Raw genomic sequence first — 16,266 nt, 5'->3', positions numbered from 1 at the left:
GCGCGGCGAGACCGTGTGCGCGGACTGCGGGCTCGTCGTCGACGAGGACTCGATCGACCGCGGGCCGGAGTGGCGCGCCTTCGACAGCGCCGAGCGCGACAAGAAGTCCCGCGTCGGCGCGCCGACGACGAACCTGATGCACGACAAGGGACTGTCGACCAACATCGGCTGGCAGAACAAAGACGCCTACGGCAAGGCGCTGTCGTCGCGGCAGCGCGAGCAGATGCAGCGGCTGCGCACCTGGAACGAACGGTTCCGGACCCGAGACTCGAAGGAGCGCAACCTCAAGCAGGCGCTCGGCGAGATCGATCGGATGGCCTCCGCGCTCGGTCTGCCCGAGAACGTCCGCGAGACCGCCTCGGTCATCTACCGCCGCGCGCTCAGTGAGGATCTGCTCCCCGGCCGTTCCATCGAGGGCGTCGCGACCGCGGCGCTGTACGCCGCGGCGCGTCAGGCCGGCACGCCGCGTTCGCTCGACGAGATCGAGCGCGTCTCCCGCGTCGATAAGATGGAACTGACCCGGACGTATCGCTACGTGGTGCGCGAGCTCAAACTGGAAGTCGAGCCCGCCGACCCCGAGCAGTACGTGCCGCGGTTCGCCTCGGAACTCGACCTCTCGGACGAGGCCGAGCGGCAGGCGCGTCAGCTCCTCCGCAACGCGAAGCAGACGGGGATCCACTCGGGCAAGTCGCCGGTCGGCCTCGCCGCCGCCGCCGTCTACGCCGCGGCGCTTCTCACCAACGAGAAGGTGACGCAGAGCCAGGTCAGCGAGGTCGCCGACGTCTCCGAGGTCACGATCCGCAACCGCTACAAGGAACTCCTCGAAGCCGAGGACGCGGGTATGGCCGCGTAAGCGGACCGGTCCGCGAACGCCCTCCACCGATCCCGCACGAACATTTATTGACGTACCGCGAGTCGGTGAGCGTATGGTCGAAGCGTTTGTCCGACTGCTGTGTCCCGAGTGCACGAAAGGCTGGCAAGCGGAGCCGACGTCGCTGCCCAATCACCGCCAGAACTTCACCTGCTCTTCCTGCGGTGCGACGCGCCGGTTGGCGGAGTTTATGCGGACCGAACGCGACCTCGACACGATAAAACAGTTCGAGTGAACGCCCCCGCGAGGGCGGTCACCGCGGCTTGCGCTCGGTTTTTTAGAGATCGGGGATCGACGAGATCGCGCCGCAGGCGTCGCATTTCAACACCGTCGTTCCCTGCTGTTCGATGAGTCGGGTATCCGGCGAGTCGCACTCGCTGCACGTCACGAACTGATCGACGTACGCGTCCAACGCCTCGGAGACGCGCCGCTGTTTGAAATCGCCGGTGAAGCGCGCTCGGCCGCGGTCGTCGATGTGCGCGCTCGTGCCGAGTTCCGACTGCATGAATCGGACGAGGTGGTCCGGGTCGCGGGCGAGTCGGTCGTGAGTTGCCTCGAAGTTCTCCCAGACGGTCACGTGTCCCTCCGGACGGACCTCGGGATCGGGAACCTCGAACCGCGCGCCACCCTCGGCGATGTCCGGTGACTGTTCGAGTGCTCGATCGAGTTGGTCCTCGTAGTCCATACCCGTCCTATCGACGCGCGTCGTGTAAAGCGTTCATACTCCAGTGCGTTCGGTCCGGTTCGACGACGGCCCCACCGTTCGAACGTGTGACAGGATCGCACGATTGCCGGCAGCCGTCCCCCAATCCTTCATCATTGAAAACTGAAAATCAGCCGAATCGAGGCGTTTCGACCGGATATTCGACAGGTCCGTGTTAACGAGGCTCAGGATAGTAATATATCCTTCCAGTCTCAATTCAGGGTTGCTCATGAAGAAGCAGGAGCTCATCCACCTTCACGGCCTGCTTGCAGAGGTACACACACAGGTCGAGATGTGGGAAGACGAAGACGTTTCGCTCGAAGCATACAACGAACTCGGCGTCCGACCGACGTCGATTCACAAATCGAAAACGGATCACAAAGCGGCTGTTTTCAAACTGGTCAAGGGAATCACCTCATCGCTCGACGAGGCCGAACAGAGCCGCGTCGCGGCGACCGCGGACTGATCGCGACGACTTACCGCATCCTCTAGACGCCACGACCGACCAGCGGCGGCGACGTCGCGCGGGCCGGATCGCCGGCGGCGCGCCCACGTCTCAGTTGTCTTCCAGCAGGTCGTCGAACTCGGGGATGAGGTCCTCGTCGTCGGCGTCGGTTTCCGCCGATCCGGACGCTGTACCGTCTTCGGAGGAGCTTCCGTCGCTCCCCGCGTCCCCCGCGTCATCGGGCTCGTCTTCCTCTCCCTGCCCGTCCTCGCCGTTCTCTTCGTCTTCGGGGATCCGCTCGACGGTGAGCACTTTCAGGGGGACGTTTTCGAGTCGCTGACCGATCTCCTTGCGGGCGATTCGGGAGGCGTGCTCCTCCTGTTCGACGTTGAACACGGTCATCTCCAGTTCGAGCGCCACGAGGGCCTCGTCGGCCGCGACGAACGCCGGCGGGAGCTCCTCCCCGCCAGGTGTCGTCCGCGACCCCATCGAGATCTCGACGTAGCTCAGGTCCGGATTGAGCATCTCGCCCGTCTTCGAGATGGCGATGCGGATCGCCTCGTCGGGCGTCGCCACGTCGTACACCGGAATCGCGGCCTCGACGACGACTCTGCAATCCATACGAGCAGATTCGTCCGCCGAGGGCATCAAAGGTTCGCCCGTCCGACCGATTCGTGAGCGCGCCCTCTCGGCCCCGCCTCACGCCTCGCCGCCGGAACGGAGGTAGTGAAACAGGTACGTCTGGACGTAGCCCGCGTACTCGCCGCCGAGCCGCTCTCGGAGCGCGCGCGACGTCTCGGCGTAGTTGCCCCGGTCGCACTCGGGGAAGCGGTCGGCGATGGCCCCGCGGATCCACGTATCGAGCGGGACCGCTTCGAGGTAGCCCAGCGAGAACAGCAGGACGCAGTCGGCGACCTTGTCGCCGACGCCGACGAAGCGCGTGAGCGACTCCCGGGCGTCCTCGTAGTCGAGGCCGACCGCCTCGGCCGGGTGCGCCTCGCCGGAGGCGACCATCTCCGCGGTCTCTCCGACGTACGGCGCGCGATAGCCCAGTTTCAGCTCCCGGAGCTCCGCCTCCTCGCGCGCGGCGAGTTGTTCCGGCGTCGGGAACGCGTGGACCGTCTCGCCGCCGACCGCCCACGGCGTACCGAACGCCTCCGCCAGCGCCATCTGCATCCCGTGGATCCGCGAGACGCGCATCTGCGCCGAGCAGATAAAGGAGACGAGACAGGGAAACGGCGGGTCGCGGACGAGCCGCATCCCCCTGTAGGCCTCGAACGCCCGCTCGAAGACGTCGTCGTCGGGCGCGGCCGCGTAGATCGCCTCGAGGTCGTCGTCGAGGCGGAGCAGGTGACCCAGCGCGGGCACGGGATCCGCGGTCGCCTCCCACTCCAACGCGCCGTCGCGCTGGCGGACGCGCACGAAGACGGCCTCGTCGGTGACGCCGTCGATCGGGGGGACGACCGTCCGGTACCACGCGTCGCCGCCGTGGACGTCGGTCGACTCGTACATCCGACCGTCCGGGCGGTCCCACAGGTACGACTGCCCGCTCTCCAGCGTCGACTGCAGGTCGAACGGGCCGGCGACCTCCGAGAGGTCGATCGCGCCCGTCTCGAGCGTCGCCTCGGCGTCGCCTCGCGAGCCGGAGTGTGCCGTCATCGACAGTCGGGAGGGACGCGGGGCGTATCCCGGTTTCGATGCGTTCGGGGTCGGCCGCCTCGACTCCGTGGCGTCCGGCCTCGTCTCAGTCCCGAACGTGCTCGTCGGTCAGGCGCGCCAATCGGGCCGCAGCGTCCTCGTCGAACGCGGATCGGGTGCAGCGCCACGCCCAGTTACCCGTCGCGGTCCCCGGACGGTTGAACCGCGCGCGCTCGTCGAGGCCGAGCACGTCCTGAACCGTCGTGAACGCCACGGCGGCGTCGGAGCGCCAGACCGCCTCGATCACCGACCAGTTGATCTCGGAGCCTTCCGCGCCGATGTTGTAGTGGAGGCAGTCGCGCTGCTGGGCCGGCAGCGACTCGTAGTAGCCGACGAGGGTGTTCGTGTCGTGCGTCGACGTGTAGGCGACGCTGTTCTCGGGGTAGTGCATCGGCTGGTACATATCGCCCTCGCGGCACCAGTCGGCGTAGTGGGGGACGCGCATCGCGGGGAACCCGAAGCGCTCGCGGAGGTCGACGAGCGACTGATCGACGAACCCGAGGTCCTCGACGACGAAGGGCAGGTCGCCGAGCCGCTCGGCGACGGTCTCGAAGAAGTCGACGCCGGGCGCGTCGCGCCACTCGCCGTCGGCCGGCGAGTCAGATTCGGCGGGGATCGCCCAGAACTCGTCGAACCCCTTGAAGTGGTCGATCCGGGTGACGTCGACGAGGTCGAACAGGCGGTCGAGCCGCGCGATCCACCACTCGTAGCCGGTCTCGCGGAGCGCATCCCAGTCGTAGACGGGATTGCCCCACCGCTGGCCGTCGTCGCCGGGGTTCGGCGGGACGCCCGCGACGGCCGCGGGCCCGCCCTCGTCGGTGAGATCGAACGCCTCGGGGTTCGCCCACACGTCGGCGCTGTCGAGCGCGACGTAGATCGGCAGATCGCCGACGAGGTCGATCCCGTGCTCGTCGGCGTAGCGCCGGAGGTCGCGCCACTGAGTGTCGAACGCGAACTGGACGAACTCGCGGTAGTGGACCTCCTCGGACAGTTCCTCGCGGTGTCGCGCGCGCGCCTCGGGGTCGCGGGTCCGCACGGGCTCGGGCCAGTCGATCCACGCGCCGTCGTACCGCGTTCGCAGCGCCATAAACAGCGCGTAGTCGTCGAGCCAGTCCGACTCGCGCTCGCGGAAGTCGTCGAACGCCGCTTTCGCCGCCCCGTCCGCGTCGTCACGGAAGTTGTTCGCGGCCGCGCGGAGCTGGTCGGTCTTGTACTCCCGAACTGCGTCGTAGTCGACGTCGTGGGGCGAGAAGTCGGGGACGGGTGCTAGGTCGTCGTCGTCGAGATACCCCGCATCGACGAGTCGTTCGAGGCTGACGAGCAGCGGGTTCCCGGCGAACGCCGAGTAGGCCTGATACGGCGAGTCGCCGTGGACCGACGCGGTCGGCCCGAGCGGGCAGAACTGCCAGTACGACTGCGCGGCGTCGGCGAGCCAGTCGACGAACCCGCGCGCGCCGTCGCCGAGGTCGCCGATGCCGTGCGGACCCGGGAGGGAGGTGAGGTGGAGGAAGACGCCGGCTCGTCGGTCGAATCGCATACCCGAAGCAGCCGAGCGAGTAAGTTAAGCGTTGGTCATCGGTCCGGTCGACGCTCCGCCGGGCCGTCGGAGGTGGTCGGTGACGCGGAACCGCCCACAGTTAACACCGGGCGGCACCTTTCGGCAGTCGTGCATCCGAAGACAGTCCTCATCACCGGCTGTTCGTCCGGCATCGGCCGCGCGTCGGCACTGGCCTTCCTCGAGGAGGACTGGTGCGTCTACGCGACGGCCCGCAACCCCGCCGACGTCGAGACGCTCGGCGAGCAGGGCTGTCGCATCGCGACGCTCGACGTCACCGACCAGGACGACGTCGACCGCGTGGTCGACCGCATCATCGACGAGGAGGGTCACATCTCCTGTCTCGTCAACAACGCCGGGTTCGGACAGATGGGGCCGCTCGAAGACGTCCCGACCGAACAGGTCCACCGGCAGTTCGACGTGAACGTCTACGGCCCGCACCGGCTCATCCGCGCGGTGCTGCCCCACATGCGCGCTCAGGAGGACGGAACCATCGTGAACGTCTCCAGCGCCGCGGGGCGGATCTCGTTCCCCGGCGGCGGCGTCTACGCGGGCTCGAAGTTCGCGCTCGAAGCGATGAGCGACGCGCTCCGAAACGAGGTCGACGAGTACGGCATCGACGTGTCGGTCATCGAACCCGGACCGGTCGAGACGAACTTCTCCGAGCGGGTCGAGCGCGAGGTCAACGGCGACGGAGGGGACGACGACGGCGGTGACACCGACGCCGACGACGCCGAGGGGTCGATCACGGGCATCGAACGCTCCGGTGCCTACGAGTCGTTCTACGAGCTGTTCTCGGAGACGCAGTTGATCGGCGGTGGCGGACTCGGCGCGATCCCGCCGGAGCGCGTCGCCGAGGATGTCGTCGACGCCGCGTCGTCGACGAAGCCGCACGCGCGGTATCAGCCGGGGACCGCCGCCCGGATCTCCGTCCTCGCGCGGCACCTCCCCTCGCGGTGGATCGACACGGCGTACCGGTACCTCAGAAAGCTGTAGGGCGGGATCTCGACTCAGGCCAGACACGCGGCGACGACGCGGAGCGCCTGCTCGCCGCGGACTTCCTCCGCCAGTAGCGGCACGCGCCGGACGTCGCGGCCCCGGAACAGCTCGGTCGCGCGGCCGATGGCGTCCTGCTGGACGTTCCAGCGGCGCTGACAGAACTCGCAGTGCTCCAGATCGGGCGAGACGACCCACCGATCGTCGACCTCCGCTGCCGTCACGTCCGCGAGGTCCTCCATCACGCGGTTGACGACGAGCGTCTGCACCGGGATCCCGTACCCGTCGAGGCGCTCGACGAGCCGTTCGGACTCGACGACGCTCATCTCTTCGGGGATCATCACGACGCGGAAGTCGGTCTTCCGGGGATCGCGCAGGACGGCTCGGAGCCGCTCGATCCGCTCGCGGAGTTCGTCGAGGTCGGGCGCGGCCGCCTCGCCGCCGCCCATCCCGAACATCCCCTTGACGCCCTCCATCATCCCGGAGAACTGCTGGCGGAGCTTCGCGACCCGCCCGAGCATCGTGTCCATCATCTCCGGGAGTTCGAGCAGTCGGAGCGTGTGGCCGGTCGGCGCGGTGTCGACGACGACGCGGTCGAACCGCGGGTCGTCGAGGTACTCCAGCAACTGCTGCATCGCGGCGGCCTCGTCGGCTCCGGGCATCGAGCCCGGCCCCATCGCGCCGCCGAGTAGCTCCTCCATCCCGCCGAGGTCGCCGAACGGGGACGCGCCGGCGGCGTCGTTACCGTCTCCGCCCGCGAACGGATTGTCCCCGACGTCGGCGTCGTGATCGAAGCCGGCGTCGTCGCCGGCGGAACCGGCGCCCCTGCCGTCTACGCCGCCCGTGTCGCCCCCGCCGCCGGCGAACGGTCCGGCGACGACCGCGTCGGGGTCGATCTCGGCGGCGTACAGCGGGATCGACTCGCGGATCCGCGTCGGCTCCGGCGGCACGTCAACGTCGAGGGTGTCCGACAGCGAGTGCGCCGGATCCGTGGAGACCACGAGCGTCGAGGTCCCGGCCGCGGCGGACGAGAGCGCCGTCGCGGCCGCCATCGTCGTCTTGCCGACGCCGCCCTTCCCGCCGTAGAGGACGTAGTCCGGGGCGTCGATCGAGTCCGGCAGCGCCGCGTCGTCGACGTCGCCGACCGGCCCCTCGCGCTCCTCGTGGTCGACGCTCTCGACGGCCTCGACGTCGATCGAGGTGTCCGCCTCGGGGGCGTCGCTCTCGGATCCGTGCTCCTCGTCGGCGGCGTCGACGTCGGTGCTCGACATACGCGGGGCGAGGAGACGGGGACTTGTGTACTTCTCGGTCGCGCGGTGCGCGTTGCTCACCGGTCCTCGAAGTACGCCGCGAGCCGGTCTGCGGCCTCGTCGGCGCGGTCGGTACAGAGCGCGAAGCGGATCCAGTCGTCGTAGACGTCGCCGAATGCCTCGCCGGGCATCCCCGCGACGCCGGCCTCGTCGATCAGGCGTTCGACGTTCGCCCTCGTCCCGGGGAAGTCCTCGAAGCGCGCGAGGACGTAGAACGCGCCCTCGGGCGTGGTGTAGTCCGCACCCGCCGCGTCGAGCGCGTCGGTGAAGGCGTCGATCCGCTCTCGGAGCGTGTCGCGGACCGACTCGTAGTACGACGGCGGCGTCTCCCGCAGGGCGTGTTCGACGGCCGCCTGCGCCGGGCGGCTGGTGGCGACGTTCACGAGCATGTGCCGCGTCAGCGCCTCCTCGACGAGGTCCTCGGGGAAGACCGCGTAGCCGACGCGGAAGCCCGTGATCGCCATCGACTTCGAGAACGCCGAGGTGACGACGACGTGCTCCCGTCCGAGGGTGAGCGCGCTCTCGAACCGGTTTGAAAAGTCGAAGTGGTCGTACACCTCGTCGACGACGAGCAGCGCGTCGACCTCGCCGGCGACGTCCGCAAGCGCCGCGACCGACTCGCGGTCGTAGACGGCTCCGGTCGGGTTGTTCGGCGTGTTGACGACGATCGCCGCGGTGTCGTCGGTCGCGGCCGCGCGCATCGCCTCGACGTCGACGTGGCCGTCCTCGCGGACCGGCACGCGCGTGGCGTCGGCGTCGAGCAGGTCGGCTTTCCCGGGGTAGTACGGGTAGACCGGGTCGGTGAGGAGGAACTCAGACCCCGAACCGCGCTCGATCGCGCCCGCCATCGCGAGGTAGTTCGCCTCGCCCGCGCCGTTGGTGACGACGATTCGAGACTCGTCGACGTTCCGCCGGGCCGCGATCGCCTCGCGGAGTTCGCGGAGCCCCTCGCTCGGCGGATATTGGAACTCCCGGGCGTCGGCGTAGGCGTGCAGGCCCTCGCGGAGCGCCTCCGGCGGCTCCCAGTCGGGGTGGCCCGACACCATGTCGATCACGTCGCGGTCGGCGGCGGCCGCGTACTGGATGACGCGCTGAAAGAGCGGTTCGTCGTACGCGTCGTCTGACTCCGCCGACGCGTCGGCGCTGTCTGCCATCTCGTCTTCGGCGACGGATTCGTGACAGGTGTGCTTTTCGCCAGCGGCGGCCGCACGCTCGTCGGCCCACTTTTGAGGTCGCCCCGCGTCATCACGCTTATGCGAGAGTTCGCAACCGAACCGCCGGTCGAGGTCCGCGTCGGCGACGCACTCGACGCGGCCGACGCGACCGTCGCGGTGGCGGAGTCCTGCACCGGCGGGCTGATCGGCTCGCTCCTGACGGACGTCCCCGGCTCCTCGGCGTACTTCGACCGCTCGGTCGTCACCTACTCCTACGACGCGAAGCTGACCGCGCTCGGCGTCTCGCGGGAGTCCCTCGACGAGCACGGCGCGGTCTCCGAGCCGGTCGCCCGCGAGATGGCCGCCGGCGTCCGCGACACCGCCGGCGTCGACTGGGGCGTCTCGACGACCGGGATCGCCGGTCCCGAGGGCGGCACCCCCGAGAAGCCGGTCGGAACCGTCTACGTGGGTCTCGCCCACCGCGGCGAGTGGGGGAGCGGCGACTCCTACACCCGCGTGGAACGCTTCGAGTTCGACGGGACCCGAACCCAGATCAAAGAGCAGATCGCCCGTCGGGCGCTCGAAACGCTCCTCGAGGCCGTCGACGCGTGAGGATCGCGAGCGGTGTGATTCTGCGACGAGACACAACGTTTGTAGGGGTGACCCGCACAGACACAGGCGATGAACAAAGACGGACACGTGCTGAACGGGGCGCTCTTGGCGATCGGGCTGGGGGTCATCCTCGCTATCGACCCGACGGCCGGGCCGATTCTCGAGGGGACGAACGGGGAGAGCACCGCCGACGCCGCCTGGGCGCTCGCGGGCGACGTCGGGCGGTCGATCGCCGCGCTGTCGCTGCCGGTCATCCTCGGCGCGCTCTTTCCCGACGTCGACACCGCGTTCGGCCGCCACCGGAAGACGCTGCACAACCTCCCCGTGCTGGGCATCTTCCTCGCGTTCCCGTACCTCTTCGGCAACCTCCAGTTCGTCTGGATCGGCGTCGCCACCCACTACGTCCTCGACGTCGTCGGCTCGAAACGGGGCATCGCGCTCTGGTACCCGTTCTCCTCGACGGAGTACGGCTTCCCCACCGGTGTCGCGACGTCGAGCAAGTGGGCGATGCGGGTGACGGTCCTCGTGACGCTGCTGGAACTCGGCATCCTGTTCGCCGTCCACAACTACGTCATCGCGCTCAACACGCCGGTCTCGGAGGCGACGAACCTCATCGCGGCGCTGGTCGGAATCTAACCCTCGACCCGCTTTCGCCGCCTAGTACACGCTGACGTCGTCGAACCGCCCGCGGTAGGCGACGTGGCTGGGATGCGTCGGCTCCGTCCCCGAGAGGAAGATCCGCTCCAGTTTTCCCCAGGAGTTCTCGTAGCCGAGGTGAGCGTACTCCGCGAGCGCGCGAGCCGCGTGTCGCGGCCCGTTCCGTCGGAACACGCGCCGCGGCGCGCCGTCGCGCAGCGCCGCCACGAGGTCTCCCTCGGAGTCGATCTCGCGGTCGAACGTCGTCCACACCTCGCCGACGCTCCCGTGGAGGTGCGCGTACGACGAGCCGAACTCGGGGCGGTCGACGGCGCGTGCGAGACGCCGCCCCCGTCGGTTCTGTCGGTCGAACAGTTTGAAGTTGTGCGTCTCGACGGCGTGGACGTCCTCGCGGCGCGTCCGGACGTCCTCGACGCCGAGACTCACGTTGAGAAACTGCGGGTGGGGGACGAGCACGGCGGCCTCCTGTTCCCGGAAGGCGCCGAACGCGCCGTCCAGCGAGATGAAGTCCGGAACGGGGTCGTCAAGTCCGACGGCGAGGACGTGGCGGCGGTTACGCCACGTTCCGGTGAACACCTCGCGTGCGGGGACGACCAGCAGTTCATCGTCCGAAAAGCGTTCCGCGCGCTCGCGGATCTCGGGGAGCCGCGTGAAGTGCGGGGCGTAGACGAGCACGTCGATGCCGCGGTCCTTCGCGCGAGCGACGACGCGTTCGTCGAGGAGCTTCACGTGGAGGTCGACACGGGTTCCGCCGTCGTCGACGTCGCCTGCTGGATCCGGCCCGGACGCACCCGTCTCGGTCACGTCTGCGGGTTTTGCGACGCGTTTTGTTAGTGATTTCTATTCGCCGCCGGCTGCGGAACGGTTTTGTCGACGGTGGTCGTGGCCTTCGGTATGTCCCTGTGGAAGTGCGGGATCGACGGCTGCTCGGAGCGCTTCGAGGACGTCGAATCCGCGATCATCCACCAGACGGTCGAACACGACCGCCACGAGTGCACGGTCTGCGGCAGCATCGTCCCCGACGGCTACTTCGCGATCCGGCACGCCTTCGAGGAGCACTCCCGCGCGGAGTACGTCCGGGCGTACGACGCCGACTCGACGGCCGTCCGCGTCCGCGAGGACATCAAAGCCGCCATCGAGGACGAGGCCGACCTCCGAACCGTCGTCGAGGAACTGAAGCGACGCGACGCGCTGTAGCCACCCTCGACCGACCTCTCGACGCCGACGCGCTCGCTCTCACTCCGTCGAACGCGGTCGACGCCACCGCTGGTGACGGCCTCGTGTGACGCTACGGAACGGAACGAAAAAGCGGTCTGTTCGACCCGTCTATCGCTCGTCGCTGTCGAGGACGCGGATCTGGTCGCCGCGGACGGTGACCGGGATCGGGACGGTCGCCTCGTACAGTTCGACCGTGACTTGATCCTTCGTCTCGTCGATCCGCTGGACGCGGGCCTTCTCGCCCTTGAACGGCCCGGCGATCAGTTCGACGATGTCGCCCTCGGCGATGCCCTCGACGTCCGGCGTCGGCGAGAGGAAGTGCTCGACTTCCGCCATCGAGGACTGTCCGGCCTGCCCGCCGCTCTTGACGAGTCCGCGGGCGTGGGGGATCTCTTCGAGGACGCGCGTGATCACCGCGTCGTTGTCGGCCTCGACCATCACGTAGCTCGTGAGCGAGTCGGGGGCCAAGACGGCGTGGATCTCCGGTTCCTCGCGGTTCGCGATCATGTCGGCGACCGTCCGCTCCTGGCTCGCGGTCGTCTTCACCGAGAAGATCGGCACCTCAGACACCTCCCGGGAGGAAGCTCATCACCGCGTAGATGAGAAAGCCGAGGAAACCGACGAGGACGATGCCGGCGCCAGCGATGAGGCTGATCTGTGAGAACTCCTCCCACCCGGGGGTGCTCGCCAGCTTCAGCACCCGCACGTAGCTCGTCAGGTCGTACTTGACGTCCATTGTTGCGTGCAGGTAATGCGCCGGGCTTTTTCTATCTATTGATACCGCCTACGACGCGTGCGGCGTGTCGCCCTCGACGGCTGCACCCCTCACTGGCGAATAGAACGTCTGCGGTCCGCGTGAGATCGCTTATTCGACGTAGTCGATCTCGGAGCCCTGGCCTTGGCCCTGTCCCTGTGACGGCGCTTGCGGCTGCGGCTCCGGCTGTGACTCCTCCTCGCTCCGACCGTAGATCTGCGGCGACTCGACGCCGGTGACGACGATCATCGTCCGCATCGTGCCGTCGAGTTCTTCGTCGACGGAGGTCCCCCAGATGATGCGTGCGTCGGGGTCGATCCGGTCGTAGATCTCCTCGACGACGCCCTCGGCCTCCTCGATGCTCATGTCGGAGCCGCCGGTGACGTTCACCAGCGCGGAGTTAGCTCCTGAGATGTCGACGTCCAAGAGCGGCGATCGGAGCGCGCTCTTGACGGAGTCCTGCGCCTTCGACTCGGAGTCGGACTCGCCGAGGCCGATCATCGCGACGCCACCGCGCTCCATCACGGTCTTCACGTCGGCAAAGTCGAGGTTGACGAGACCGGGCTTGGTGATGAGTTCGGTGATGCCCTTCACCGAGCGCATCAGCACCTCGTCGGAGACCTTGAACGCCTGCCGGACGGGGAGTTTGCCGACCGCGTCGAGCAGCCGGTCGTTCGGGACGACGATGACCGTGTCGGCGACGTCGCGGAGCCGCTCCAGCCCCGCCTCGGCGTTGGTTCGGCGGACTTCGCCCTCCGCGGTGAACGGCGTCGTGACGATCGCGATCGTGAGCGCGCCGGATTCGCGGGCGGCCTTCGCGACGACCGGGGCGGAGCCGGTGCCGGTGCCACCGCCGAGTCCGGCCGTGACGAACACCATGTCCGAGCCGTCGATCGCGTCGTAGATCTCCTCTTGGGACTCCAGCGCCGCCTCCTCGCCCACCTGCGGGAGCGACCCCGCGCCGCGGCCCTGCGTCTTCTGCTCGCCCATCAGGATCTTCGTGTCGGCCTCGATCTCGACGAGGTGCTGGACGTCGGTGTTGGCCGCGACGAGCGACGCGCCCTCGATGCCCTCTTCGTGCATCCGGTTGACCGTGTTGCCGCCGGCCCCGCCACAGCCGACGACGGTGATGTCCGTCTGTAAGTCGACGAGTACTTCCTGCAGTTCCTCGTCGGTCATCGTTCCGGTCCGGGGCATCTCCCCGCCGGCGGGTCCGTCGACGGTGTTCCCATCCCCCGTCTCCTCGGCCTCGTCAATCGCATCGTCGACGATGGAGTCCATAGTATGGGCGTTCCTTCCGAATACAGCCTAATGATCTTTCCCCCTTCTGTCCGACGCGCGTCTGACGCCGAGGCCGGTCCTCGCGGCGATTTACTGGATATCGGGGCGCGCGCCACGCTCGGGAGTCGAGAACGACACCCGCTCGGAGGTGGTGACGTCCGCCGGCGTCACCTCGTCGCCGTCGACCTCGACTGTCTCGCCCGCGGACAACCGACCGAAGGCGGGGCCCTCGGGCACGCCGGCCGCCGCTGCCGCCGCCGGATCGAACGCCTCGCGCGTGGCGATCACGCGCTCGCTCTCGACGCGGACGTCGTCGTACTTCGATTCGAGGACCCGGGCGAGTCCGTCGACGACCTCGTCGAGGGCGGCTCGGTCGAGGACGGCCGCTCGGCCGCGCGGCTTCGTCCCGCCCTCGACCGTCTCGAAGGCGACGACGCGCGATTCGACCGCCTCGAACGCCGCGTCGCGGGCGATCCCCGACGCCTCCGCCAGCAGGTCGTCCGGGAGCGACACGACGTCGTAGCCGCCGCGGCCGTCGTCACCGGCGGTACCCTCGTCGCTGCCGTCCGCCGCCCGGCTTCCGAATCGGAGCCCGTCGTCGACCGTCGAGAGATCGGACTCCAGCGCCTCGACCAAATCGAGGTCGACGCCCGACGTCTCCCGGAGCCACGTCTCGTTGACGACGCGGTGGCCGAGGTCCTCGACGACCGCTTCGACCTCGGGATCGCCGTCGACGACGAGCGCGCGCGTCGCCGCCGACTGCTCGAAGGCCTCGTCGATGACCGCCGCGTTCTCCGCCGGCGACCCCATCGATTTCAACACCCAGTCGCTCGCGACGTGGCCGACAGCCCACTCGGTCTCGCGGACGACGCGCTCGAACTGCGGCGCGTAGTGGCCGCCGCCGAAGCCGACGACGTGCCGGCAGTCGCGCGCGGTCGTCGCCGACGTGTCGTCGTCGGGAGCGTCGCCCCGGTTGACTTCGACACCGGCACGCGCGTCGGCGTCGGCGGGAACACCCGAGAGTTCGAGGACGGCCCGGGCGACCGCGCGGGCTCCCTCGGGGTCGTCCCACTCGGCCTCGCTGCTCCCGAGTTCGACGAACAGCGACGGCGCGCCCACGTCGCTCGGGCCGTGGTGCGTGCCCTCGATGCCGACCTCGTAGCCGTCGGGCGCGTGGCGATCGAACGCCTCGACGACCGCCCGCTGGACGTTCGGACAGGCGCGGGAGAGTTCGCCCGGCCGGCCGCCGTACTCCGCGGGCCCGAAGTTGCCGGTGAAGTGCGCCGTCAGCAGCGGGCCGGTGTCGCCGGAGTGTCGCGAGAGGAAGGCGACGAACTCGGGGACCTCGGAGAACGCATCCGCGACGCCGTCGAGTTCGAGGTGCCACTCGTCGAACTCCCGAAGCTCGAAGTCGCCGTGGCGGTAGTACGTCCCGCCGCCGTCGGCGTCGCTCCGCTCGGGGTCCTCGCGGGACTCCCACGCCGCGATCGAGCGCAGTTCCTCGCCGATGGCGACAGACGCCGAGTCCGCGCGGCTGACGACCAGTCCGATCACGCTGTTCACGACCGGGTGTGGTCGCCTCTCGATATAAAAACTCTCGGAGCGGACCGACCCCGGCGGGTGCCCGGCCGACCGAACCGCCCCGTCCGCTCAGTCGGCGCGCTCCGGTTCCGGCACCGGCGTCCCGCGGATGTTGGCGACGGTGAGCCGCGCGAGTTGCCGGAGGTCGCCCCGGCGGGAGGCGAGCAGCCCCGCGCCGAGGAGGATGTAGACGACGGTGTAGGCGAGCAGGAGGTAGACCGAGTACTGCTCGGCGAGCGCCTCGGGGAACGTCCGGATGAGCGCGAACTCGATGGCGACCTGCGAGACGAACAGGACCAAGAGCGTGACCGCCTCGCGGACGCTGATCCGGAAGTTCACGAGGATCGCGATAGCGAAGAAGCTCTGGGCGGCCGTGAGCCAGATCTCGGCGGCCTGCTTGAAGTCGAACGGGAGGACGCCGTAGGATCCCAGCGAGATGCTGTAGACGACCGAGAGCGTCCCGATCAGAAGCGTCCACTGGTTCAGCTTCGAGGAGATGAGCGCGTTGAACGCGGCCGTCGAGCGCGCCTTGTTCACGAGGTAGGCGGTCACGATGAGCTCGGGACTCTCGGAGGCCAACGGCGCGATCCACTGGATCATGAAGAACTCGGGGATCCCGAACTGCAGCCCCAGGGATTCGAGGCCGTGCGCGAACGGCTCGACCGCCGTGAAGATCAGAAAGCCCGAGTAGACGAACAGCGCCAGGACGATCGGCACCCGGACTGGCCGCGGTTTCGCTTGGAAGTAGGCGGGCACGCCGATCTGCTCGTCGTGGTCCTCGACGTCGCCCCGGATGATGATGGCGATGTAGGTGACGTAGAGGCCGACGAGCACGATGGTGTCGATGGCGTCGATGCCGCCGTTGAGCGGGACGAAGAAGGCGAAGACGGTCGCGAGGAACAGAAAGAGGATCTCCGTGGAGATGCTCGGGTCGAGTTTCACCGCGTCGCGGAGGCGGCCCTCCCGGTTCACGACGCTCGAGTCGTTCCGGCCTGCGCTCGTGGCCTTGTACACCGAGAACAGCGCGATCCCCGACCAGCCGAGGCCGATGAGGATGCGGTTCGCCCCGGTCATGTTGGCGACCGCGAGGTTCGCCTTCGAGGGGTCGGTCGCGGCCTGCCACGCGTACAGCGCGTCGACGGCGTACTCGGGAGCGACGGCGAGCACCGCGAGTACCGCGATGGCGAACGCCCGCGGGACGTCCTTCTCGGCGGTTTCCGCCCCCCACGCCAGAAGGAACGACGCGCCGAGAACGGCGAGGCCGGCGACGCTCACGACCGTCAGCGGCCCGAAGCCTTCTGATACCCCCGTCGCCCACGAGACGACCCACGGAAGCGTCAGGAAGAGCGCCCCGCCCGCGGCGGTGAGCGGGTGGCGAAAGCGCGAAGTCATCACCGGAGATGCTTCCTTGTGCCGCCTATCTCTTGCGGT

Annotated in this window: 19 protein-coding genes; 7 read left to right on the top strand and 12 right to left on the bottom strand. The window is 68.8% G+C overall.

The features are described 5' to 3' along the window. Positions 1-853, top strand: an 853-nt coding sequence (locus ACP99_RS10825; protein ID WP_049986614.1) for a transcription initiation factor IIB, incomplete at its 5' end; no start/stop codon positions are given. A gap of 73 nt (positions 854-926) precedes the next feature. Continuing rightward, on the top strand, positions 927-1,106 hold the full coding sequence (locus tag ACP99_RS10820; RefSeq protein ID WP_049986613.1) for a DUF7836 family putative zinc-binding protein: 180 nt from the start codon (positions 927-929) through the stop codon (positions 1,104-1,106). 42 nt (positions 1,107-1,148) lie between these two features. On the opposite strand, the gene ACP99_RS10815 is transcribed toward ACP99_RS10820, so the two are convergent. After that, on the bottom strand, positions 1,149-1,556 hold the full coding sequence (locus ACP99_RS10815) for a translation initiation factor IF-2 subunit beta (RefSeq protein ID WP_049986612.1): 408 nt from the start codon (positions 1,554-1,556) through the stop codon (positions 1,149-1,151). A 247-nt stretch (positions 1,557-1,803) separates the two neighbouring features. Here ACP99_RS10815 and ACP99_RS10810 point away from each other — a divergent pair, with 247 nt between their 5' ends. Continuing rightward, positions 1,804-2,040, top strand: coding sequence for a UPF0058 family protein (locus ACP99_RS10810; RefSeq protein WP_049986611.1), 237 nt, complete (start codon positions 1,804-1,806; stop codon positions 2,038-2,040). A 90-nt stretch (positions 2,041-2,130) separates the two neighbouring features. On the opposite strand, the gene ACP99_RS10805 is transcribed toward ACP99_RS10810, so the two are convergent. The 3 genes from ACP99_RS10805 to malQ all read right to left on the bottom strand — a co-directional run bounded on the left by ACP99_RS10805 (position 2,131) and on the right by malQ (position 5,254). Continuing rightward, entirely contained in the window at positions 2,131-2,640 is a 510-nt protein-coding gene (locus tag ACP99_RS10805) for a DUF555 domain-containing protein (protein WP_049986610.1), read from the bottom strand. Positions 2,641-2,718: 78 nt separating this feature from the next. Continuing rightward, positions 2,719-3,678, bottom strand: a complete 960-nt coding sequence (locus ACP99_RS10800; protein ID WP_049986609.1) for a DNA-3-methyladenine glycosylase family protein — start codon at positions 3,676-3,678, stop codon at positions 2,719-2,721. 85 nt (positions 3,679-3,763) lie between these two features. Then, positions 3,764-5,254, bottom strand: a complete 1,491-nt coding sequence (gene malQ / locus ACP99_RS10795) for a 4-alpha-glucanotransferase (protein WP_049986608.1) — start codon at positions 5,252-5,254, stop codon at positions 3,764-3,766. A 129-nt stretch (positions 5,255-5,383) separates the two neighbouring features. Here malQ and ACP99_RS10790 point away from each other — a divergent pair, with 129 nt between their 5' ends. Continuing rightward, on the top strand, positions 5,384-6,268 hold the full coding sequence (locus ACP99_RS10790) for an SDR family oxidoreductase (protein WP_049986607.1): 885 nt from the start codon (positions 5,384-5,386) through the stop codon (positions 6,266-6,268). A 14-nt stretch (positions 6,269-6,282) separates the two neighbouring features. Here ACP99_RS10790 and ACP99_RS10785 read toward each other — a convergent pair whose 3' ends face one another. Together ACP99_RS10785 and ACP99_RS10780 are read right to left on the bottom strand one after the other, a co-directional pair. After that, positions 6,283-7,539, bottom strand: coding sequence for an ArsA family ATPase (locus ACP99_RS10785; RefSeq protein WP_049986606.1), 1,257 nt, complete (start codon positions 7,537-7,539; stop codon positions 6,283-6,285). Positions 7,540-7,595: 56 nt separating this feature from the next. Then, a complete protein-coding gene (locus ACP99_RS10780; RefSeq protein WP_049986605.1) occupies positions 7,596-8,732 on the bottom strand; it encodes a pyridoxal phosphate-dependent aminotransferase in 1,137 nt (378 codons plus the stop codon). Positions 8,733-8,831: 99 nt separating this feature from the next. Here ACP99_RS10780 and ACP99_RS10775 point away from each other — a divergent pair, with 99 nt between their 5' ends. Next, entirely contained in the window at positions 8,832-9,344 is a 513-nt protein-coding gene (locus ACP99_RS10775; protein WP_049986604.1) for a CinA family protein, read from the top strand. Positions 9,345-9,413: 69 nt separating this feature from the next. After that, the gene (locus tag ACP99_RS10770) at positions 9,414-9,980 is read left to right on the top strand and encodes a metal-dependent hydrolase (protein WP_049986603.1); all 567 of its coding nucleotides are present in this window, start codon (positions 9,414-9,416) and stop codon (positions 9,978-9,980) included. 21 nt (positions 9,981-10,001) lie between these two features. On the opposite strand, the gene ACP99_RS10765 is transcribed toward ACP99_RS10770, so the two are convergent. Further along, positions 10,002-10,730: a PHP-associated domain-containing protein gene (locus ACP99_RS10765; protein WP_049986628.1), complete on the bottom strand. Its 729-nt coding sequence runs from the start codon at positions 10,728-10,730 to the stop codon at positions 10,002-10,004. Between the two features lie 165 nt (positions 10,731-10,895). Here ACP99_RS10765 and ACP99_RS10760 point away from each other — a divergent pair, with 165 nt between their 5' ends. Continuing rightward, complete coding sequence (locus tag ACP99_RS10760; protein ID WP_049986627.1) at positions 10,896-11,198, top strand: DUF7565 family protein; 303 nt, start codon at positions 10,896-10,898, stop codon at positions 11,196-11,198. A 129-nt stretch (positions 11,199-11,327) separates the two neighbouring features. On the opposite strand, the gene ACP99_RS10755 is transcribed toward ACP99_RS10760, so the two are convergent. From ACP99_RS10755 to ACP99_RS10735, 5 genes are all read right to left on the bottom strand, one after another. Continuing rightward, the gene (locus tag ACP99_RS10755; RefSeq protein WP_049986602.1) at positions 11,328-11,780 is read right to left on the bottom strand and encodes a transcription elongation factor Spt5; all 453 of its coding nucleotides are present in this window, start codon (positions 11,778-11,780) and stop codon (positions 11,328-11,330) included. Position 11,781: 1 nt separating this feature from the next. After that, positions 11,782-11,955, bottom strand: coding sequence for a protein translocase SEC61 complex subunit gamma (locus ACP99_RS10750; RefSeq protein ID WP_049986601.1), 174 nt, complete (start codon positions 11,953-11,955; stop codon positions 11,782-11,784). 129 nt (positions 11,956-12,084) lie between these two features. After that, positions 12,085-13,254 (bottom strand): cell division protein FtsZ, encoded by a 1,170-nt coding sequence (gene ftsZ, locus ACP99_RS10745; RefSeq protein ID WP_049986600.1) that lies wholly within the window; start codon positions 13,252-13,254, stop codon positions 12,085-12,087. A 90-nt stretch (positions 13,255-13,344) separates the two neighbouring features. After that, entirely contained in the window at positions 13,345-14,808 is a 1,464-nt protein-coding gene (locus tag ACP99_RS10740; protein ID WP_049986626.1) for a D-aminoacyl-tRNA deacylase, read from the bottom strand. Between the two features lie 96 nt (positions 14,809-14,904). Continuing rightward, complete coding sequence (locus ACP99_RS10735; protein ID WP_049986599.1) at positions 14,905-16,227, bottom strand: sodium:calcium antiporter; 1,323 nt, start codon at positions 16,225-16,227, stop codon at positions 14,905-14,907. Between the last annotated feature and the right edge of the window lie 39 nt (positions 16,228-16,266).

This window comes from Halobellus rufus (assembly GCF_000739575.1).
Lineage (GTDB): Archaea > Halobacteriota > Halobacteria > Halobacteriales > Haloferacaceae > Haloquadratum > Haloquadratum rufum.
Note: the sequence above shows the minus strand (reverse complement) of the source record. Positions and strands in the feature narration are given on the sequence as shown.